Source organism: Dokdonia sp. Hel_I_63 (assembly GCF_007827285.1).
Classification (GTDB): Bacteria; Bacteroidota; Bacteroidia; order Flavobacteriales; family Flavobacteriaceae; genus Dokdonia.
Window position 1 is genome coordinate 2,448,582 of sequence record NZ_VISD01000001.1, and the last position, 22,400, is coordinate 2,470,981.

General features: G+C 37.7%; 18 protein-coding genes. 10 read left to right on the top strand and 8 right to left on the bottom strand.

Annotated features, from left to right (window positions below; translation table 11 throughout):
- Window positions 1–8 precede the first annotated feature (8 nt).
- Entirely contained in the window at window positions 9–560 is a 552-nt protein-coding gene (locus tag JM84_RS10690; protein WP_144784197.1) for a hypothetical protein, read from the top strand.
- Window positions 561–654: 94 nt separating this feature from the next.
- Here the strand turns inward: JM84_RS10690 and JM84_RS10695 are convergent, their stop codons facing one another.
- From JM84_RS10695 to hisS, 4 genes are read right to left on the bottom strand one after another with little or no spacing between them, the layout of a single operon-like run.
- The gene (locus JM84_RS10695; RefSeq protein ID WP_144784199.1) at window positions 655–2,148 is read right to left on the bottom strand and encodes a lipopolysaccharide biosynthesis protein; all 1,494 of its coding nucleotides are present in this window, start codon (window positions 2,146–2,148) and stop codon (window positions 655–657) included.
- 9 nt (window positions 2,149–2,157) lie between these two features.
- Window positions 2,158–3,441: a glycosyl transferase family 1 gene (locus tag JM84_RS10700; RefSeq protein ID WP_013751987.1), complete on the bottom strand. Its 1,284-nt coding sequence runs from the start codon at window positions 3,439–3,441 to the stop codon at window positions 2,158–2,160.
- Window positions 3,441–5,915 carry a YfhO family protein gene (locus JM84_RS10705; protein WP_013751986.1) on the bottom strand — a complete coding sequence of 825 codons (2,475 nt, stop codon included), beginning with the start codon at window positions 5,913–5,915 and terminating at the stop codon, window positions 3,441–3,443. Before JM84_RS10705 ends, JM84_RS10700 begins: the two co-directional genes overlap by 1 nt.
- Window positions 5,916–5,934: 19 nt before the next feature.
- A complete protein-coding gene (hisS, locus tag JM84_RS10710; protein WP_013751985.1) occupies window positions 5,935–7,608 on the bottom strand; it encodes a histidine--tRNA ligase in 1,674 nt (557 codons plus the stop codon).
- A 606-nt stretch (window positions 7,609–8,214) separates the two neighbouring features.
- Here hisS and JM84_RS10715 point away from each other — a divergent pair.
- Together JM84_RS10715 and JM84_RS10720 are read left to right on the top strand one after the other, a co-directional pair.
- Window positions 8,215–9,450: an ABC transporter permease gene (locus JM84_RS10715; RefSeq protein ID WP_013751984.1), complete on the top strand. Its 1,236-nt coding sequence runs from the start codon at window positions 8,215–8,217 to the stop codon at window positions 9,448–9,450.
- Window positions 9,451–9,537: 87 nt separating this feature from the next.
- Window positions 9,538–10,971 (top strand): sodium:solute symporter, encoded by a 1,434-nt coding sequence (locus JM84_RS10720; protein WP_013751983.1) that lies wholly within the window; start codon window positions 9,538–9,540, stop codon window positions 10,969–10,971.
- A gap of 42 nt (window positions 10,972–11,013) precedes the next feature.
- On the opposite strand, the gene JM84_RS10725 is transcribed toward JM84_RS10720, so the two are convergent.
- The 3 genes from JM84_RS10725 to JM84_RS10735 form a co-directional block, all read right to left on the bottom strand.
- Entirely contained in the window at window positions 11,014–11,397 is a 384-nt protein-coding gene (locus tag JM84_RS10725; protein ID WP_041295703.1) for a CoA-binding protein, read from the bottom strand.
- Between the two features lie 413 nt (window positions 11,398–11,810).
- Window positions 11,811–12,419 carry a trimeric intracellular cation channel family protein gene (locus JM84_RS10730; protein ID WP_013751981.1) on the bottom strand — a complete coding sequence of 203 codons (609 nt, stop codon included), beginning with the start codon at window positions 12,417–12,419 and terminating at the stop codon, window positions 11,811–11,813.
- A complete protein-coding gene (locus tag JM84_RS10735) occupies window positions 12,419–13,144 on the bottom strand; it encodes an RDD family protein (protein ID WP_144784201.1) in 726 nt (241 codons plus the stop codon). The genes JM84_RS10730 and JM84_RS10735 overlap by 1 nt, the downstream gene beginning before the upstream one ends.
- 35 nt (window positions 13,145–13,179) lie before the next feature.
- On the opposite strand from JM84_RS10735, the gene JM84_RS10740 reads away from it, so the two are divergent.
- From JM84_RS10740 to purB, 7 genes are all read left to right on the top strand, one after another.
- Window positions 13,180–14,172, top strand: a complete 993-nt coding sequence (locus JM84_RS10740; protein WP_013751979.1) for a stage II sporulation protein M — start codon at window positions 13,180–13,182, stop codon at window positions 14,170–14,172.
- 3 nt (window positions 14,173–14,175) lie between these two features.
- Entirely contained in the window at window positions 14,176–15,117 is a 942-nt protein-coding gene (locus tag JM84_RS10745) for a hypothetical protein (RefSeq protein WP_144784203.1), read from the top strand.
- Window positions 15,110–15,916, top strand: coding sequence for a DUF4129 domain-containing protein (locus tag JM84_RS10750; RefSeq protein WP_144784205.1), 807 nt, complete (start codon window positions 15,110–15,112; stop codon window positions 15,914–15,916). Before JM84_RS10745 ends, JM84_RS10750 begins: the two co-directional genes overlap by 8 nt.
- On the top strand, window positions 15,913–17,130 hold the full coding sequence (locus JM84_RS10755) for a DUF4350 domain-containing protein (protein ID WP_013751976.1): 1,218 nt from the start codon (window positions 15,913–15,915) through the stop codon (window positions 17,128–17,130). Before JM84_RS10750 ends, JM84_RS10755 begins: the two co-directional genes overlap by 4 nt.
- Complete coding sequence (locus tag JM84_RS10760) at window positions 17,130–18,197, top strand: AAA family ATPase (protein WP_144784207.1); 1,068 nt, start codon at window positions 17,130–17,132, stop codon at window positions 18,195–18,197. The genes JM84_RS10755 and JM84_RS10760 overlap by 1 nt, the downstream gene beginning before the upstream one ends.
- A gap of 8 nt (window positions 18,198–18,205) precedes the next feature.
- A complete protein-coding gene (locus JM84_RS10765) occupies window positions 18,206–19,540 on the top strand; it encodes a DUF58 domain-containing protein (RefSeq protein WP_409994609.1) in 1,335 nt (444 codons plus the stop codon).
- 77 nt (window positions 19,541–19,617) lie between these two features.
- The gene (gene purB, locus JM84_RS10770) at window positions 19,618–20,961 is read left to right on the top strand and encodes an adenylosuccinate lyase (RefSeq protein ID WP_013751973.1); all 1,344 of its coding nucleotides are present in this window, start codon (window positions 19,618–19,620) and stop codon (window positions 20,959–20,961) included.
- 89 nt (window positions 20,962–21,050) lie between these two features.
- Here the strand turns inward: purB and JM84_RS10775 are convergent, their stop codons facing one another.
- Entirely contained in the window at window positions 21,051–22,397 is a 1,347-nt protein-coding gene (locus JM84_RS10775) for a GntP family permease (protein WP_144784211.1), read from the bottom strand.
- Between the last annotated feature and the right edge of the window lie 3 nt (window positions 22,398–22,400).

Consider the following 22,400-nt stretch of genomic DNA (forward strand, 5'->3'; position numbering starts at 1 on the left):
TTTTTAATATGAAAAAGCTATTACTCGCAGTATTGTTCCTAGGAGGAATGACTGCACAAGCAAACACAGTGACAGATCTCGATCACACTATAGAAAAAGGGAAACGTTACAACCAGCCACAGTCTATCACATTTACAGAACGTGGTGTTGAATTTGAAGTTTTTATAAATGGACAGTTTGATTTTGCTCGTTCTGGAGAACGTTTTCAAATTCGCAATCAAGGTCGCAGAGGATATGCTAAAAGTACACCAGGTACAACTTACGGAGTGAGTTTTCCATACAGAGGTAACAGCTTTGTAAAATATGATCGTCGCGGAAACATCTATCAAGTAGGCCGTAATGTCATAAACTATAACCGAAAAGGAAAAGTAAATCAAATAGGTACTGTTGCACTTCGTTATGAAAATGGCAAACTAGCTCTTGTAGGCGACATGCACGTTATTTATAACAGAAGCGGCCGTATTGTAAAGCTTTCAAGATTTGCACGCGAAAACAACGCACCTTATAAAGCAAATAAAATAAAAGTGAATACTAAAAATAATAAGCGTCTCAGAGGTTAGAAATAATCCCGAAGATGACTAAACGATAACTTTGGTTGGTTTTTTAAAGCCTCGGTCTGTTTCATTACAGGCTGGGGTTTTTCTATGTAATGAATTAGCTTCTTTTTCTAACGATGTTGAGTACTTTATCCATAGCAACATTAATGTCGTGAGATAACTTAAATACGTAAGAAATCAATAGATATCCAATAGTGATAACCAAGCCTTTTAAAGCAATTGCTACTAGCGGGTTTATATTAAAATCCCAAAAATAACAAAGAGAAAACACACCTATAATTAGCCCGAAAGTCTTAAGCGAATTCTTAGAAAATGGCTGCATCTTGAATTTAGATTTTACTACAAGAAGTTTGGCAAGTGAATACCCTACTGTAGCAATAAGCGTAGCAACTCCTGCACCATTAATCCCTAATGCTGGAATCAAAATCATATTCAATATGATTGCTACAATCACGGCAACCACACCTATTACTAGCACGATGCGATAATAGTCGCTATTAAAAATGATGGCATTATTGATACCCAGGCAATTATCTAATAATTTTGAAGCACTTATAAAAAGTACCACATACAAGCCAGTAGCATACTCTGGACCTACGAGTAAGTACAAGCTTTTAATGTTACAAACGATAAGGAGAAACAACAAACCAGAAATTACCAGCAAACTCAAGCTACTCTTTTTATATAGCACACTCATCTCACTCCACTGTTTTTTATTAAGCATCTCTGCCACCATAGGATACGTAATCTGATGCATCGCTCTAGAAGGCACACCAATCACCGTAGCGATGTAAATAGCAACAGCATAGTAAGCCACATTCTCTATCGCCACATACTTCCCTATCATAAACTTATCAATATCTATAAGTAAAGTCGCTACAGATCCCGCGATGATTATAAGTGTAGAATATTTAATAATTGAAGTACGTTGCACATCAAGTTTTGAAGTGGTATTCGCACGCTTTCGCGAAAATGTGATTAACGGCCTACGCTGCTTGAAGGCATACACCATCATGATTATCATTCTAACTATATAAATTACGACTGTTAGAATTATAAAGGTATCTACATCAATTGCAGATATTGCTAGTAAAACAAGTAGCAGTGTAACCCCTAAGCGATGAAAAACCTCTTTTAAGAAATTACCAAATGTACTCTTGAGCTGCACCTTTGACCAAGAAAAGAAAATCTCAAAATACGCCGAAGACAACGCTATGATGAAAATATACCAAACATAACCAGCAACAATCTCATTTTTTGACGAAAGGAAATCTGCTATTTGTTGATGTAAGAAATAGGTGATTCCAGTAAGAGGTATAATTAAGAATAATGGCAATAACAGCATCCAACTCAAAAAGCGATCTTGATCTTCTCCTTCAAAAGAAGAATAAAACTTTACCATCGTATTTTGAACACCAAAAGCTAGAAACGGCACTAAAATAAAAGCCGTAGAAAGAATAAAGCTCACTAAACCATAATACGTATCGCTCATGAAATTCACGTACAGAAACAACGTATTTACCGCTCCTAGTCCAAAGCCTAAGTAAGTCGTTATAAGATTCTGAAAAGATTGTTTTAATACAATTCCCACGTTATGACATTATAGATGCGCTATTAAATTACTCAGTTGTGCTGTGAGTTCTCTCCTATGATACTTAGCTACTTCGTTTTCATTACTAGCATACTTATAGCCACCAGTAAATAAATCTTTAATTACTGTTTTTAACTTTTTTTCCTGACTGTAATCTACAAAACTGCCTGTCGCTGTTTTTTCTATAATAGCTCCTAGATCTGCTCCTTCAGGACCTATGGCAACTATAGGTCTTTGTGCGCTTAGGTATTCAAAGAGTTTTCCGGCAATAATGCCTTTTGTTTTTTCGGCATTGATTTCTATAAGAAGTAGGGCGTTTGCTTGTTCTTGTAAACGCTGTGCTTCTTGGTGACTTACATAACCTACAAGGTTTAATTGTGACTTGAGACCTGCTGCCGTTATTTCGTCAATGATTTCTTGACTTACTTTCCCTACAAGTTGTAATTCTAGCGCTTCAGAAAAGGCTGGTAACTCATCACTTAATTCTCTCAACACCTTCCACAACAACTGCGGGTTACGGTCTGAGAGTAAAGAACCAATGTGAGATAATATAAATCGCTCTGTAGGTTTATATCGTGTGATTACTCTATCATCAAACCCGTTTGTGATAACCGTAATAGGTCTTTCGGTAATCGCTTGAAATTCTCTTTTTGTTCCAGGACTGGTTACAATTATATGATCTGCAGTGGTAAGTACTTGCTTTTCTAACTGCTTGTGACGCGCTTTTGTTTTGGCGGTCATTCGCAATTTATCGTGATACCCAATAGTCGACCACGGATCTCTAAAATCGGCTAGCCAATTAAGGCTAGGCTTCCAGTTTTTAAGTTGGTTCCCTATGAGATGTAGGCTGTGTGGTGGTCCTGTAGTGATGATTTTTTCAATATCGTTTTCTTCGATATATTTCTTCAAAAACGTTACAGAAGGTGCTACCCATCCTACTCTAGCATCAGGTACAAAAAAATTACCACGCACGTAGAGCATCGCTTTTTGCAACAGACTCTGCTTTCCTTCTTTGGGTAAAATACCCGATGAGATGGTTTTAGTTTGCTTTCGCGAAAGCGTCCCCGCCCACCCATACGGCTCTTTAATAGGTTGTTTAATCACGGTCACCTTACCTGAAACCTCAGCAACCAAAGAATCATCTATAATAGGGTAACTAGGATTTTCGGGAACATAAACTATAGGTTCTATGCCAAATTCTGGCAGGTACTTTGTAAACTTGAGCCATCGTTGCACGCCGGGACCACCAGCAGGCGGCCAATAATATGCGATGATGAGTACCTTGTTATTCATTAAGCCTGTGCTTCTGTATAACGGTTTTTTACCGTGTAGAATATTCCTCCGGCAACTAGTAAGAAAAGTAATAAACTACTGCCTAGCATAATCATCCCTCCCGTTTTTACCACTTGTGGCTCAAAAGTCATTACTACTTCGTGAGTGCCTGCAGGTACTTTTATGCCTCTCAAGGCATAGTTTACTGGCAAGATGCTAGTCTCAACACCATCTACCGTGGCAATCCATCCATTTTTGTAATAGTTCTCTGCAAAAACCATAAAGCCATCGCTTCCATTTTCTACTTGGTACACGAGTTTGTTAGGTTGCACCTCTTTAGTTTTTACCACAGCCGTGCTATCACGTTGCGGCTGAAAGTTTCCTAATTCCTCACGATATTCTTCACGGATGAGTACTGTATTTTTTGTGTCTACTTTAGTGAGACCATCAAACTCTGCATTATAATCTGGTACATACTGTATCTCATTTACAAACCAAGCTGGACCGTTTGTTTCGGGGTTTTTACTTATTTTCATACCCTGCTCGCTGTCTTGAAGGATGTATTTTACATTATACATATTAAGCACCTCGGTATTCCCTTGAGCAATCTGCTGATTGTATAAATCATCTATCGTACGCGGTTGAACGGCAGAATATCCGTTAAGCGAATTGAAATAGTACGAAGTATGGCTATTATTAAATCCTCTCGCAAGATCAATCACACGAAAGTAGCTATCATCCTTTTTGATTTCTTCATCGATAGGAGTAATCTGGAAGTTCTGATCATACTGTCGCTGGGTGATGAAGTTTTCTTCATTTACAGAACGTCTATCTACACCTACAAGGTCAAAAACTATGAGCGCACCAATGGTGATTATTGCGATATTTTCTGAAATCTTTTTCTTGAGTGTTAACCACAAGGCTACACCTATAAAAAACACAAATAATAAAGACCTCAACACATCACTTTTCAATACAGCAAGTCGATCTTCTTTTATGGCATTTAATATTTCTGGTTGCTCGATGGCCATCTGTCCTTCGGCGGCAGAGCGTAGGTTAAATAAGCTTCCGCTAAAAAGGTAGAGTACCACAAAAAGCCCTGCTAGCGAACCTATAGCGATAAGTAACTTCTTTTGCTTTTCGGCTTGATCTACGCGGTCATAAAAGAATCTGTGCAAGCCTACCATTGCTGCAATAGGTAATAACAACTCTAAAATTACCTGTATACTCGTAACCGCTCTAAACTTATTGTACAACGGCACATAGTCAATAAAGAAACGTGTAATTCCTTCTACGTTCTTTCCCCAACTTAATATTAGGGAAACGATCATACCTGCAAGTAACCACCAGCGCAATCTTCCATTTACTAGAAACAGTCCTAATAATGCAAGTGCAAAAACAGTTACTCCAAGGTATGGAGGAGCTTCTACAAATGGCTGTTCTCCCCAGTATAATCTCGTTCCTTGAGCATAATAACTTACTTCGTTTGCAGGAACTCCTAATGTGCTTAATTTTTTCGCGAAAGCGGAATCACGACCCAAATCGGCAGCGGTACCAGTTCCCATAAAATCTGATGCGATGAGATTGAGAGACTCTAGCTTACCGTAGCTCCACTGTGTGATATAATCAAAACCAAGACCGTCTTCTACGGCGTCTTTGGCAAGGTCATCTTTTAATAATTGCTCGCCACGTATACTTGTCTCTGCATACTCTGCAGTAGCAAGTAAGGTGGTTGCGTTTGTAGCGAGACCTAATAATACAGCAATTACTAGTATTCCCGAAGCTTTGAAGAAATGTGGAAGTTGTTTTTTCTTGATAGCATCTATGAGGTATGCAATCCCTAAAATCACACAAAGCAACCCTAGATAATAGGTCATCTGGTAGTGATTAGCCTGTATTTCTAGTCCCATTGCAACGGCAGTGAGTAAAAATCCCCAGAGATATCTTTTTTGATACGTAAGTATAATACCCGCAAGAACAAGCGGGAAATACCCGATGGCGTGCACCTTTGAATTATGCCCTACGCCTATAATAATAATGAGATACGTAGACAGACCAAAGGCAAGTGCGCCAACTACGGCGAGCTTCCAAGGGACGCGCATCACAAGCATTAATGCATAAAAGGATATAAAATATAGAAAAAGATAATCTGCCGGGCGTGGTAAAAAGCGAATCACACGGTCCAACTTATCCATCATATCATACTCAAACCTCGCTCCCATCTGATAAGTAGGCATCCCTCCAAAGGCACTATTAGTCCAGTAAGTCTCCTCACCCGTCTCTGCTCTAAAATCTCGATGTTGCTTTGCCATCCCTTCATAGAGCTTGATATCATTTTGATAAATGCGCTTTCCAGATAACACCGGATTGAAGTAAACCAGCGCCACGACTATAAAGCCAAGTACAACTAGAATATGCGGAAGGAATTTTTTAAAATCGATGTTCATAGGTGTTAAGTCAATAGTCGTTAGTGGCGGAGCCTTTCCGTTCTTCAAGGTTGGCTCTGTTTAAATTTTATTTCAAAGCGGCTACTAGCTCATCTATACTTACAGTTTCTTGTGAGCCTTCTACCATATTTTTGAGCGTGTATTGTTTTGCTTCCATCTCTTCTTTTCCTGCAAGTACTAAAAACGGAATATTACGTCGGTTTGCGTAGGTCATTTGCTTTTTCATTTGCTTATTGCTCGTCACGGCATCTGGATATAACTCGGCTGAGATTCCTGATTGGCGTAGCTTGCTTATCGCTTTCATTGCATAACCCGCTTCTTGATCACCAAAGTTTACAAAAAACACTTTTACACCTTCTGTCGTCTCTTCTGGAAATAAGCCTAGCTCTTCTATCACGAGGTAAATACGATCTAGACCAAAAGAGATCCCAACGCCACTCATATCTTTAAGCCCAAAAATACCTGTAAGATCTGCATAGCGACCACCGCCACCTATACTTCCCATTTTTACACCTTCTGGAGCACTTACTTCAAAAATAGCTCCCGTGTAATAATTGAGTCCGCGGGCTAGGGTTACGTCTAGTTGTAATGTTGCTGTTTGTAAACCTAAGTTCTCAATGGCATCATTGATAAATAGCAGTTCGTTAATTCCTTCCATTCCCGTCTCAGAATCTGCAAGCAAGGTTTTAAGTGTTGCTAGCTGATCACCAAACGTTCCAGATAATGTAAACAACGGTGCTACCTTATCTATCGCCTCTTGAGTAATGCCTTTGGCAAGCATTTCTTTAGTCACGCCCTCTTCTCCTATTTTATCAAGCTTATCTAGCGCTACGGTAAAATCTATGAGTTTATCACTTGCGCCTATCACCTCTGCAATACCTGAGAGAACCTTGCGGTTGTTCATCTTGATAGTCACTCCTTCTAACTTTAATGCGCTAAAAACAGCATCGTATAACTGTACAAACTCTACTTCTTGCCATAGAGAATCACTTCCTACCACATCTGCATCACACTGATAGAATTCGCGGAAACGTCCTTTCTGTGGGCGGTCTGCTCTCCATACAGGTTGCATCTGGAAACGCTTAAACGGGAATACTATATCATTCTGATGTTGTACTACGTATCTCGCAAAAGGCACGGTAAGATCGTAACGAAGTGCTTTTTCTGAGATATATCCTCCTAGATGAGTTTCTTTTAAATTAAAATAATAATTTCCATAAATAACTAGAGTTAGGTCGGTTAGGACTTCATTATTCGCATTTTTTAAAATCTCTAGCTTATCTTCTTTAATTATAGTTGATTTAATAAAATACCATAAATCGTTCGTTAGCCTCGTAAAATTGGTTTTGCCTTCTTCTAATTTTATTTCTCTAGAAGATTTAATGATTTGAGGTAAAACTTTTGTGAAATACTCTTCGAAATTTTCGAGTTGTAAATCACCCTCCGAGTTCCTTAAAAATTTTTGGAAATCGAACAATGCTTTTTTTATTAGCTCAATAAGAGAGGTGTTGAAACTTTTCAAATAGTCTCCACTATTAAGAATCTTAAATATCAAGCGGTCACCTTCTTCTCCATACTTACCCATCAATGTGCTGCTGTTTTCAAAACTAGGCGTCTCGATAGGCTGAAAACCAAAACGCTGAAACTGCGTGCGTATGGTGTTCATAATATAGCTGCGCTTTGCAACTTCTTCTGGTGAAAAATCTCTGGTTCCTTTAGGTATAGAAGGTTTTGTACTCATATTATATGTTAGACGTTAATCCTTTACGTTTTTATTTTGGTAATCTGGCAATTGATTCTTTTAGAATATCACCTTAAATTTTAATTATGCTAGAGGTAATTACTCTTGCTTCCATTTTCATGACTCTCTCATCAAAGAAATAGATTTTTAGAGATAAGTATCTGTTTTACACTTTCGCGAAAACGTGATAAACACTCACCAAAAGCTATTTGATATAAATAATTACCGAGGTGTTGTTTACAGAAAAATTACTGTAAGCTCAATAGCAACGGTAGCAAACGGCATTGCACAAATATCTTAAAAAATGAGGGGTTGCGAGCAAGATTTTGAAACTTTGACAAGACTTCTTATTTCATTCTCTTTTACTCATGTGAGTCGCTACGCAAAAACAATGCTCTATAGCCCCGATTGTAGTGTAAATCCCGCAAGCAATGGCGTGGCCATGCTGAGGAATTGCAACGGAAAGCGGGAGGAAACGCTAGCAAATACACAGAACTTAATACGCTCCTAAAAGCTAAAACAAAAAAGAATCTAGAAATAATGGTAACGTTTTGACCACTTGATAGTCTTATTGTAAATTGTTCCAACCAATTCTGATCTAAAAATATGTTTTCACTCTTCCGCGAGAATCTTCGTATTGCCTTTGATAGTATCAAAAGTCAGCTTCTTAGAACTGTCTTAACCGTTTTTATTATTGCGATAGGAATTACGGCTTTAGTAGGTATACTTAGCCTTGTAAAGGCGCTTGAGAATACAATAAGCTCAGATTTTGCAAGTATGGGAAGTAATACATTTAACTTACAACGTTATGAGTTTACCTCTAGGCGCTCTGATGAAAAGCAAGTCATAAACCCGATTATAGGCTATCGTCAAGTAAAGGAATTTACAGAACAATACAATTATCCTACTGCGCTTACGGCTATCTCTTTTCAAGGAACACGAAGTGCTGAGGTGAAGTATGAAAATGATAAAACAGATCCAGAAGCAAGCGTAGTTGGTGTTAATGAGAACTTTTTAAACAACTCTGGGCTCAAGCTAGAAAAAGGAAGAAACTTCACTTCTTTTGACGTAGACAATAATACCCGAGTGTGTATACTAGGAAGTGATTTTTATAAAAATATCTTTAAGAATGATAACCCTATAGGAAAAACGATAAGTATACGGGGTACTAAATTTAACGTGATTGGGATGCTTGAGGAAAAGGGTGCCACCTTTGGGAATAATCAAGATTTACGAGTACTTATCCCGATACAAGTAGCAAGAACCATGTTTACACAAGCTAATATCAATTACAATGTGAGTGTAATGGTAGAAGATGCCGAGTATATAGATAGTGCTGAGGAAGAAGCGATCTTAACCTTTAGAAACATACGCGGTCTCTCCCCTGTAGAAGAAAATAACTTTGGTATAGGACGTAGTGATGACCTGATTAATCAGATTAGTGAGATTACTGGTGTATTAGGTGTTGCAGCCTGGGTAATTAGTATTATCACCATTTTTGGTTCATGTATTGCCCTTATGAATATTATGCTAGTTTCTGTAACAGAGCGTACACGTGAGATAGGTGTAAGGAAAGCGCTAGGCGCAAAAAAATCTGTAATTGCTGCACAATTTCTTTATGAAGCGATTATCGTAGGGCAACTAGGCGGACTTCTAGGAATCATACTTGGTATAAGTATAGGAGCACTAATAGCCTCTGTTGCCGGTTTTGTATTTACAACTCCCTGGGGAGCAATCATTGCGGCTACTATTATCACTTTTGTGATTGCAATTCTATCTGGATTATTTCCTGCTATAAAAGCTGCTAAACTCGATCCAGTAGAGTCATTGCGCTATGAGTAGTGCGTAGTAATTATCTAGATAATTTTATTCTTACAATCTGCAATTATTTATCAAAAGGCTATATTCGTATGACCTAACGATTCATGTATGCAACCCATTCATATTTTATTTCTCATTGGAGGATACTTCGGTATCTTAATGCTTATAAGTTTCCTTACAAGTAGAGGAGATTCTAACACAGATTTTTTTAAAGCAGGAAAGCAATCCCCTTGGTACCTTGTCGCTTTTGGGATGATAGGTGCCTCACTATCTGGAGTTACCTTTATTTCTGTACCTGGATGGATTGAAGCTTCTAATTTTAGTTATTTTCAAGTCGTACTTGGGTACACTGTGGGTTATGCTGTGATAAGTCTTGTATTACTACCACTATACTATAAACTAAACCTTACCTCCATTTATACTTATCTTGAAGGAAGATTTGGTATGTACTCTTATAAAACGGGAGCTTCTTTTTTCTTATTAAGCAGAATTATAGGCGCGAGTTTTAGACTATACTTAGTAGCAAACGTATTGCAATTACTTGTTTTTGATGAGATGGGTGTTCCGTTTTTTGTAACCGTAACGATTACTATACTTCTAATTTGGCTATACACCTTTAAAGCAGGTATCAAAACAATTGTATGGACAGATACCTTACAGACACTCTTTATGCTCATCGCGGTAGGTGTTGCTATTTACTTTGTAAGTGACGAGATGGGATTGAATGCTAGTGCCGTAGTGAACCTGATCTCTGAAAGTGACATGAGTCAGATTTTCTTTTTTGACGATTGGAAAAGCGGCGACTTCTTTGTAAAGCAATTCTTATCTGGGGCTTTCATTTCTATTGTAATGACAGGACTTGATCAAGATATGATGCAAAAAAATCTTACCTGTAGAAACCTAGGAGACGCACAAAAAAATATGTTCTGGTTTACCATCGTGCTTACTATTGTAAATCTCGTTTTTCTTGCTTTAGGTTTACTACTTACAGTATATGCTTCTCAAAATGGCATCGATGCACATAAAGATGAACTCTTTCCTACTATTGCCGTAAATAGCGGTTTAGGAATAGGGCTTGCAATTGTTTTCTTACTAGGACTAATTGCTGCAGCATATTCTAGTGCAGACAGCGCCCTTACATCACTTACTACTTCTTTTAGTATAGACATATTAGAGATTGAAAAGAAATACGACGCCATCAAACAAGTTGCCATACGCAAGCGCATACACATCGCTATGTCTATAGTGCTTATACTTGTAATCATCATATTTAAATATGTAATTGCAGATGCTACGGTAATTGCAAAACTCTTCACCTTTGCCGGATATACTTACGGTCCGCTATTAGGACTTTATGCCTTCGGCTTATTTACAAAGTGGAATGTAAACGACAAGTATGTCCCTGTCGTTGCGATAGCTTCGCCTATTCTAGCCTACTTTATAAGCGCTTTTGCTTCAACGGTTGGGTTTGAATTTGGCTTCTTTATTTTGATCTTGAATGGTGCCTTAACGTTCTTAGGACTGCTTATTATTAAAAAATAATAGGTACGCTTTCGCGAAAGCGTGATTAAAAAAAGCCTAGTCTCAATATTGACCAGTAGCGAGCATTACAAGGGTACAAGCAGATTCTGTGAGAATACCTTTTGATTGTAATTTGGCAGCAAATAAAGGATTATCTGTTCCTGGATTAAAAATCACACGCCTCGGGTTGAGGTCTATGATAAAATCATAATACTCCTCTTGACGCTGTGGATTCAGATATAAAGTTACCGTGTCTGTATCTTCTTTGAAGGTGTTTAATTGTGCCACTGCAGTGTCAAATGTTACAATATCTGTAGTGCCTACTCTTCCTTCTCTCAACCCTACGGCAATTACCGGAATGTCTAGAGCGTCTAAACGTATAATAGCGCTGTGCGAATATCTCTGAGGCTTCAATGAAGCGCCTATAACCATGGTTGCTTTTAACATAAGGTAAAGTTAAATAATAATTATGGTGTAACGTTAACTCAATTAAACCGTCTATAGAATAAGTTAACTTATTTGTTAGGAACGTTTTTAATTCGTTTTGATGGTTAGTGTTTATTAAAAACGATACCTAGCAAAGAAATCCCGAGAACTCGAGTCTCGGGATTTTATTTTTGGACATTATTCAGGCCAAATGAGCCTTCCGAGGTTAAAAAATTGTTAATTCAATCCTTGTCTTGAAACTTTGCTCACTTTTTCTCGTCTATGTGTATATACTGTAGTCTCAATACTGGAACTAACATTTGGTTTTATAAATTATTTGAATTAGCCTTTAAAATATTTTAAACCTGTTTTCTAAAGAGTCTATTAGGTTTTAAAAGGTTTTTGCTAGCGCAGAAACCTTTTTTTTATGCTTGCTATTTTCTATAAACACTAGGTAAGCTCCATTTCTTTACTACTGCAAGTGTTCTTATAAGAATAGTAATACTGCCTGCAATAAGCATCGCATATACTTTAGGTAAGCCAGAAGTTTCAAGTGACAAATAGATACTTCCTCCTAGTATACATACGGTTGCATATATCTCCTTATGAAAAATCACAGGAATTTCATTACATAATATATCGCGTAGCACACCTCCAAAACAGGCAGAAATAGTACCTAGCACAATACATATTACAGGATGCAGCCCTGCCGCACTTGCTATTTGAGCTCCTGCAATGGTGTATAAAGCAATACCTATCGTATCAAACAAGAATAGAGAACGCCTCACATACTTAAGCTGACTTCTAAAAATAATAGCGATGATTGTTGCTATAAATATCACATAAACAAACGTCATATTTAGCATCCAGCTTACAGGCGTTTTACCTATAAGTATATCTCTTAGGGTACCACCACCTACAGAGGTGACAAGCGCAATAATAAGAATCCCAAAAACATCCATTTTTTTACGCATAGCCGTAAGCGCACCAGATATTGCAAAGGAGATAGTACCTAGAATATCAATAATTGTAGTAATCTCCATTATTGCTGTGTGTAGTAATTATAATCTGCGAGGACGCGCTCTACAAATTGAATATTATTCTCGTCTGGAGTAATTACATCCATTTTCTCCCTGAGCCTATCTGCTAGTTTTACAATCACATTATGATTACCATTGCGCTTAGCGTTTAAGAATAGTGTTTTAATAAGCTGTACATCTTTATCATTAAATACCGTTACTTGAGGATAGGTAGGCACATAATCTACAGGAATATCTACTATGAGACTATCAGAAAGACGCACGCGTTTCTTTTCTGTTATTACGGTAGTTCCAGCTGCCATATCTCCTAAGCGCTGTCCTTTCTCACTTATTAAGATACTTACAACGGCAATTCCTCCAGAGGAACCCGCGATATCAATAATGCGCATAATCCATCGCACAAAATAGCTTCCAAAACCTGGTTTTGAACCATCTAGTTTTACCACTCTTAGTTTCATTGCTGCTTTCCCTGGTGTTTTACCATCCCAAAATGTTTCAAAAAGAATAAAATATAAGAAAATGGGCAATCCTAATACCATATAGTACACCCATATATCACCCATAGACTGCGAGTCTAAACCAAATTGCGCAATCAAAAACAAAGAAAGAATCCAATAAGCTATCAAAATCAATCCATCAATTAGATATGCAAGAATGCGATCGCCTATGCTCGCAACATTCTGATAAATACTTACATTTTGAGCGGTTTCTATTTGAAAGTTATCCATATATTCTTTTTCTTTACCTCTATAACATAGGGTATATGCGTGAGGCTGCTTTTGTCAAGCAAAATAAGGATAAATGGTTAACATTTGAAAGTGTTCTGGTCAACAAAGATCAGATTCATCCAGATGAGCTATCTAATCTTTACATGGAAGTGACAGATCACCTTAGTTATGCACAAACATTTTATCCTCAAAGTAAGACGCTAGAGTATTTAAATCACCTCGCCTCTCAGTCTCATCAAATCATTTATAAGACAAAGCGGGAGTCAAGCAAGCGCTTTATAACATTCTTTACCGAGGAGTTCCCACTTATTATGTATCGCTACCAGCGACAATTGCTTATAGCTTTCTTAACTTTTTTACTGTTTAGTATTATAGGTGCTTACAGCGCTGCAAATGATGGCTCTTTTGTAAGGGGCATTATGGGTGATGGTTATGTCAATATGACTCTTAGTAATATTGAGAAAGGCGACCCAATGGGTGTTTATAAAAAACAAGGAGAGCTCAATATGTTTTTAGGAATTACCATTAACAATATAAAAGTTGCGTTGATGGCTTTTGTCTACGGGATCTTCTTAACTATAGGCTCTTTATATATCATTATGCGCAACGCTATCATGCTGGGCAGTTTTCAATACTTCTTTTTTGAGCAAGGCGTAGGTTGGGAATCTGTGCGTACTATATGGATACATGGTACTATAGAAATCTCAGTCATAATCATAGCAGGATGCGCAGGCATGGTGCTAGGTAATTCTATTTTATTTCCTCAAACATACACACGCCTAGAATCTTTTAAAAGAGGAATGAAAAATGGTCTCAAAATCGTTGTAAGCACCATACCTCTTTTTGTAATAGCAGGCTTTCTAGAAGGGTTTGTAACACGACACACAGAAATGCCAGACTGGCTTGCTATAGTAATTATTGCTAGCTCCCTCGCTTTAATCATATTTTATTACGTGTACTACCCTATTAAAAAACATAAAGAAGAAGCTGCTAGACTAGCGCTTGTTCCTAATCTTGAAAATCTATAATTAATGACCTTAACTAAACTAGTGGAATTTAGAAAACAGCGTGAACTTGGCCAGATCATAAGTGATACATTCACCTTTTTACGCCGTAATGCAAAACCACTTCTTAGTGTACTTGTGCGCACGTGTGCTATCCCTTTTATTCTCCTCATAGTTGCTGTAGGATTCTATACCAACGCTACGGCAGGCGCAAACTTCTTAACAAGTTTTGGTGACGGATCAGATATGAGTAGTTTCTTTATATCGGTTGTATGTCTTGCCATTGTAGGTATTATTTACAACTCAATGCTTTATGGAAGTGTTTCTGAATATATTAAAGCATACATCGCTGGAGGTGACATTCCAGACACTACTGCAGTGGTAGATACCATTAAATCCAAGACTGGCACTTTTTTAGGATTAGGTTTTACAAACTTATTAATTGTGCTAGTAGTAGCGTTAGTTCCAGTTGTATTAGGTGGCGCCATATTTGCTACGGGATCTGAAGCGGTAGGTGTCTTGGTTGTCATACTAGCTATCTTTCCATTACTTTATGTGTATGTAAAGCTAAGTGTCATCTTTCCTGCACTTATAGACAAGAAACTTAGCATAAAGGAAGCTATAAAAGAAAGTTCAAGCTTGATTAAAAATGAATGGTGGATGACGTTTATAACACTTATCATCATTGGTTTTTTAATAGGTGTAATAGGTTTTGTTTTTCAAGTTCCCGTGGTAATTTATACACTTATTAAGACCATTACAAGTGTGCAATCTGGCTCTATGGGTGATCCAGCAGCACTTTTTGATAACGTTTATCTTGTGTTGCAGGTTCTTGCATCTGCAATGAACTATATCTTATACACTATACTCGCTATCTCTACAAACTTCATTTATTTTAACCTTAACGAGCGTAAAAATCAAACGGGAAGTCTTGATCAGATAAACAATATAGGCAGCACTAATGCATAAACTGTTGTTGCTATGTATGCTGTTTCTATGTTCGCTTTGCGCGAAAGCTACCGCTATACAACAAACTAAAGAAGAAACTACTACTGAGGAAATCGTTGAAGAGAAAGTAATCTATCCCGAAAACACCTATCATGATCCTCGCGGTATTGTTACTTATGATGAGGGAACAGTAATACCGCTTCCCATCTCTGAAAATAGTCTTGATGAGTACAAACAAGACGATGAGTTCAATTATAAAGAAGCGACTCCAGAAGATACCTGGTGGTCACGTTTCAAAAGAAAAATTGATGACTTATATAACGCTTTCATACGCTGGCTTACTGGTGGTAACGAAGCAACAGGTGTCTGGGCAGTCATAGTAGAACTACTACCCTACTTATTAATTGTAGGTTTACTAGTATTCTTTGTATGGCTATTTATGAAAATAGATAGCGGTTCCTTATTAATGGAAAAAATAAAAGCTCCTGAAACGTTACTCTCAGATGATGAGGAGCTCATACAGAGACAAGACCTTGACCAATTAATAGAACAGGCTATTGCTGCTGGTAATTACAGACTAGCTGTCCGTTTTTATTATCTACGTGTACTTCAGAAAATGAGTGAGCACGATCTTATAGATTGGCAAGTACAGAAAACAAATCATGACTATTTATTCGAAATAGAAGACCTAAACTTAAGAAACCAGTTCAGAAAAGTGACAGATATTTACGACTATATCTGGTATGGTAATTTTGAGGTCGATGAGACCGCTTTCGCGAAAGCAAAAACATCTTTCACCCAAATAAATAATCAGCTATGAGCAATAAATTTAAAGTAATTGCCGGTGTGCTGCTACTTGCTCTTGCACTCGTTATTTATATGGAGTCAAGTACTAAGGAAGATATAAACTGGTATCCTAGCTATACGAAGACAGATAAAATTCCATACGGAACGTATGTGTTACACGATCTACTAGAAAACAACTGGCAAAAGGATAAGTTTAAGGAAGTGCGCATACCTCCTTATGAGTTTATGTCAGATAGTACAGATGCACGTGGTACTTACTTATTTGTAAATGATTACATCCTTTTTAGTGAAGATGAATCACTCAAACTGTTATCGTGGGTTAGTGAGGGTAACACGCTATTTATTGCAGCAAGAGGTATTGGAGAGACGATACTAGATACCTTATCACTAGAAACTGATCTATATTATGATTATGATAATTTTGAGCGCAAGCCGCTTGTAAATCTCGTAAACCCAAGCTTACGTAGAGAAACTCCTTATTATCATGACGTAGAGACCACCGCTGGTTTTTTTGAAGAGGTCGACACTATAAATACCCTTGCTTTAGGGGAGTTTGGCCTCATGGTTGACAAAGACACCATAACCGTCGCAGAGCCTAGAATAAATTTTATAAAACAAGATTTTGGCAAAGGTGAGATTATCATCCATCTTATGCCTGAGACATTTACTAACTATTTTATACTGAGAGAGGATAACTATACGTATACAAAAAATGTACTCTCCTATCTAGATCAGAATGAAGTCCTTTACTGGGATAATCACTATAAAAACGGTAAAACCATTTATACGAGTCCGCTGTATATATTCTTTCAGAACAGATATTTGAAGTGGGCTTATTACATCTTGCTCATAGGTGCCTTTTTGTGGGTAGTTTTTGAAGGAAGACGCAAGCAGCGAGCTATCCCAATCATAAAACCACTACCTAACCAGACGCTCACATTTACAAAGACTATTGCGGGAATGTATCTTGACAAGAAAGATCACAAGAGCATCGTAAGCCATCAAATAAGTCATTTTCTAGAATTTATACGCAGTAATTATGCTCTAGACACTAATGTAATAAGTGAAGGTTTTATCAATAAGCTAGCATCTAAAAGTGGCAACACACTAGAGCAAACTAAATTACTGATTAATTATATGGTGGCTCTAAGAGCTAAACAGATCATAAATCAGGAAGAATTATTAGAACTTAATAAACGCATAGAAGCATTTAAAAATCAAAAATAATGGACGATATCACACCACAAGATCCAGAAAATACAACAGATGGAATCACTAATGCTACTCCTACTCCATCGCAAGATGTAAATCAAGCAGATGAAGGAATCGCGTTTACTAATAGAATCCCATTAGAAGAACTACGCAATGCTGCCGAAGCAATACGAGCAGAGCTTGGTAAAATTATTATTGGGCAACACGAATTTATAGAGCTCCTCATTGTTGCTTTACTTTCTGATGGTCACGTACTCATAGAAGGAGTTCCTGGTATTGCAAAAACAGTAACGGCAAAGTTATTTGCAAGGACTCTAGACACACAGTTTGGACGTATACAGTTTACACCGGATTTGATGCCAAGTGACGTATTAGGAACTTCGATTCTTAATATGAAAACTAGCGAATTCGAATTCAAGAAAGGTCCTATATTTTCAAACATCGTCCTTATTGATGAGATTAACCGTGCACCTGCTAAAACACAAGCTGCACTTTTTGAATCTATGGAAGAACGCCAGATTACTATAGATGGCACAAAATATACCATGGAACCTCCTTTTATGGTGATTGCAACTCAAAACCCAGTAGAGCAAGAAGGAACATACGCACTTCCAGAAGCACAACTAGACCGTTTTCTATTTAAGATTAAAGTAGATTACCCTACGCTAGAACAAGAAGTTGCTATACTGCAGAGTCATCACGATCGTAAAGGTGGCGCTCCACAAAAAGGTATTGAAGCCGTACTTAATCCAGCTAAGCTTGCAGATTTTAGAAAGCAAACACAAGAGGTGCTTATAGAAGAAAAGATTTTAAATTATGTCGCAGAGATTGTTGTAAAATCTAGAACGCACCCACATTTATACCTTGGAGGTTCTCCTCGTGCATCACTAGCAATCATGAATGCTTCAAAAGCATTTGCTGCCATTGCAGGTAGAGACTTTGTGATTCCAGAAGATGTAAAACGTGCAGTCATACCAGTAATGCGTCACCGTTTAATACTCTCTCCGGAGCGTGAAATGGAAGGAATGACCACAGAACAAGTTATCGATATGATTGTTCAATCTGTAGAAATACCAAGATAATATTGGCTATTATAAGATTTATAAAAAGTTTTTTTGTTCACCAGCGCCTGTTTTATGCGCTGGGAGTTATCGGTGTGCTTTATTTGATTTCCTACTGGTTTCATAGCCTGTTTGGAATTACTAATAACTTATTGCTTTTACTGGTGCTCGCATTTTTTGTGGATGCCTTAGTTCTTTTTCGCGCAAGCGGAAAAATAAAAGGTGTTAGAGAGCTACCAGAAAAATTCTCAAACAGTGATGCAAACGAGCTTCCTGTCACCCTCGAGAATAAATATCCATTTGCAGTAACACTTGATATCATTGATGAAATACCAGAGCAGTTTCAAAAACGTGATTTTAGTAAAGTAATTGAGATCCCAGCACGAGAAACAAGATCATTTGTATATTCCTTGCGTCCTACAGAGCGTGGTGAGTACACCTTTGGGCATCTCAATGTGTATGTGAGTACGAAGCTTAAACTTGTAAAACGTCGCTACCGCTTTGAGAAAGATCAGATGGTAAAGGTGTACCCATCTTTTATCCAGATGAAAAAGTATGCATTTCTTGCCCTAGATAATAGACTTACTATGCACGGCATGAAAAAAATACGCCGCCTGGGACACACGATGGAGTTTGAGCAAATTAAAGATTACGTCCCTGGTGATGATGCACGTACCGTTAACTGGAAAGCAACTGCGAAACGTGCAAGCCTGATGGTAAATCAGTTTCAAGATGAGAAGTCACAACCTGTATATGCACTCATAGATGCTAGCCGTGTGATGAAGATGCCTTTTAAAGGCCTGACGCTATTAGATTATGCGATTAACAGTACGCTGGCATTTTCTAATATTGCTTTAAAGAAAAAAGACAAAGTAGGCATGCTCACCTTTGCAGAGACTATTAAAAATCACCTTCCTGCGAGTAGTAAGAAAACACACTTACAGACCATTTTAGAGGTGCTTTACAATATTGACACTAAGTTTTTGGACAGTGATTATGGTGCGTTGTACAACCAAGTAAAACGTAAAATCACACAGCGCAGCTTACTACTATTGTACACAAATTTTGAGCACATAACTGCGCTTGAAAGACAGTTGCCTTATTTAAAAGCGCTTTCGCGAAAACATGTCTTGGTGGTTATCTTTTTCCAAAACACAGAACTCGATCAGCTTATTGCAGCACCTGCCGAAACACTTCCCGAGGTGTATCATAAAACGATTGCCCAAAAAGCAGATCTTGATAAAAAAGTAATGGTTGCTCGACTTGAACAATACGGTATTCAAACCATATTAACCAAGCCAGATGATCTCACGGTAAGTACTATTAATAAATATCTAGAAATTAAAGCAAGAGGCCTATTATAATCTGTCGATTTTTGCATTAGAATTCGGATAGACGAAGTCTTCTATATATATTTGTCCCTTAACTAAAATCACAACAAATGTCGTTGTCACCACTTCAAGCCATCTCACCTATTGATGGTCGTTACGCCTCAAAAACAGAAACTTTAGTTCCTTTCTTTTCTGAAGCCGCACTTATCAAATACAGAGTAAAAGTAGAAGTAGAATATTTTATCGCCTTGTGTGAGCTACCACTTCCGCAACTTGAAGGTGTAGATAAAAGTGTTTTTACCGCTTTGCGCGAAATTTACCAAGACTTCACTACAGAAGATGCACAAGCAATAAAAGACATAGAGAAAGTAACAAACCACGATGTAAAAGCGGTTGAATACTTTATCAAAGAAAAATTTGATGCACTTGACCTTGCATCTTACAAGGAGTTTATCCACTTTGGATTAACGTCTCAAGACATTAATAATACTGCGATCCCGATGTCCCTTAAAGACGCGATGAATCAAGTATATATTCCAGAACTATTGGAGGTTGTAGATCACCTGAAGCAGCTTGTAGACGAGTGGGCAAACATTCCTTTATTAGCTCGTACACACGGACAGCCAGCTTCTCCTACTCGTTTAGGAAAAGAGATTGAGGTTTTTGTAGTTCGTATAGAGGAGCAACTTAATTTATTAAATGATATTCCTAGTGCTGCAAAGTTTGGTGGTGCTACAGGAAACTTCAACGCACATAAAGTAGCATACCCATCTATAGATTGGAGAGCATTTGGTAAGTCATTTGTACATGATACGCTTAAAATGCACCACTCCTTCCCTACTACACAAATAGAGCACTATGATCACATGGCTGCATTATTTGATGGATTAAAGCGTATAAATACAATTTTAATAGATCTTGATCGTGATTTCTGGACCTATGTATCGATGGATTACTTCAAGCAGAAAATTAAAGCTGGAGAAGTAGGTTCTAGTGCAATGCCACATAAAGTGAACCCAATTGACTTTGAAAATAGTGAAGGAAACTTAGGTATTGCAAACGCTATTTTTGAGCACCTTTCTGCAAAGCTACCTATCTCAAGATTACAAAGAGATCTTACGGATAGCACGGTATTAAGAAACATAGGTGTTCCATTAGGACATACATTAATAGGATTACGTTCTACCGTAAAAGGATTGAACAAACTATTAATAAATGAAGAAAAAATCGCTGCCGACCTAGAGAATAACTGGGCTGTAGTGGCCGAGGCTATCCAAACAATTTTAAGAAGAGAAGGATATCCTAATCCTTATGAAGCACTTAAAGCTCTTACTAGAGTAAACAGTAAGATTACAAAAAAGTCTATGGCTGAGTTTGTAGATACACTAGAGGTAAGCACTGCAATTAAAAAAGAATTAAAAGCAATTACTCCTCAGAATTATACGGGGATATAGTAGTTCGCTTTCGCGAAAGCGTTTTAAGATTACAAAGGGATAAGCACAATACTTATCCCTTTTTTTATGGCGTATCCAGAAAGTCTCAACTAAACTATAAACCAAAGTATTGTAGAGACAAGAAGTCCTACGATTGCGATAAGTGAAGTCATCACCGTCCATGACTTAAATGTTTCTTTCTCTGTGAGACCTAGGTATTGCTTTACAAGCCAGAAGCCACTGTCATTTACATGAGAAAATATACTAGCACCTGATGCTATTGCAATTACAAGTACTGCTAGCTGTGGCGCACTAGTTTCTGTTAGTCCTAACAACGGAGCTGTTATTCCAGCAGCTGTAATCATAGCAACCGTTGCGCTACCTTGTAACACTCTTACAATAGCTGCAACGAGAAAACCAAAAACCACAGGAGGAAAGAAATCACCGCTTAAACTTTCGGCAATCATTGTGCCTGCACCGGTATCTATTAATATTTGTTTAAAAGCTCCACCAGCACCCGTTAGTAAAATAATAACTCCTGCTGGATAGAGAGATTTTGTAGAAATATCAAGAAGCTCATCCTTAGTAAATCCTTTTCTAATTCCTAAGAAGTACCAAGCAACTACATTTGCAATGATGAGTGCCACAAATGGATGACCTAGTAAATCTGCTCCAAAAATGAGCCAACTAGGTAAAGTTCCTTGATCAAATAGCGGACTATTAAGTACGGTGTTACACACGATTAAGAAAATAGGAATCGCGATTATTAACAGAATAGTTCCGGCACTTGGTGCGTTTGTGGGCACTTCCATTTCGGTCACCATATCTTCAGGCGATGTGATATGCATCCTTTTTGATAAATATCTTGCAAGTAATGGCCCAGCAATAACTGCAGCAGGTAAGCCAGCTAAAAATCCGAATATTATAACATAGCCAAGATCGGCTCCTAAAATTTCGGCTACAGCAATAGGTCCTGGTGTGGGTGGTATAAAAGTATGCGTGATTGCTAGACCCGCAAGCAGCGGAATAGCATAGAGCAGTAAGGATTTTCCCGTTTTCTTCTGTAATGCGTAAACGATAGGTATTAAAATGATAAATGCTACATCAAAAAATACGGGAATAGCCACAAAAAATCCCGTGAGCATGATTGCCCAAGGAGATTTATCTATTCCAAATTTCTTAAGTAATGATTCTGCTAGTCGTTGTGCTCCACCTGAGCGCTCTAAAATGGCACCAAATAAAGCTCCTAATCCTACAACAGTAGCAACAAAACCTAGCGTTCCTCCCATTCCGTTTTTTACAGAATCGAGTATAGATTTCGGTTCCATACCAGCAACAACGCCTACAACGATACAAGTAATTAGTAATGCTAGAAATGCCTGAATTTTGAGCCTAAGGATTAAAAGAAGTAAGACCGAAATCCCAGCAATTACTGCTAGTAGAAGTTGATAATCCATAAA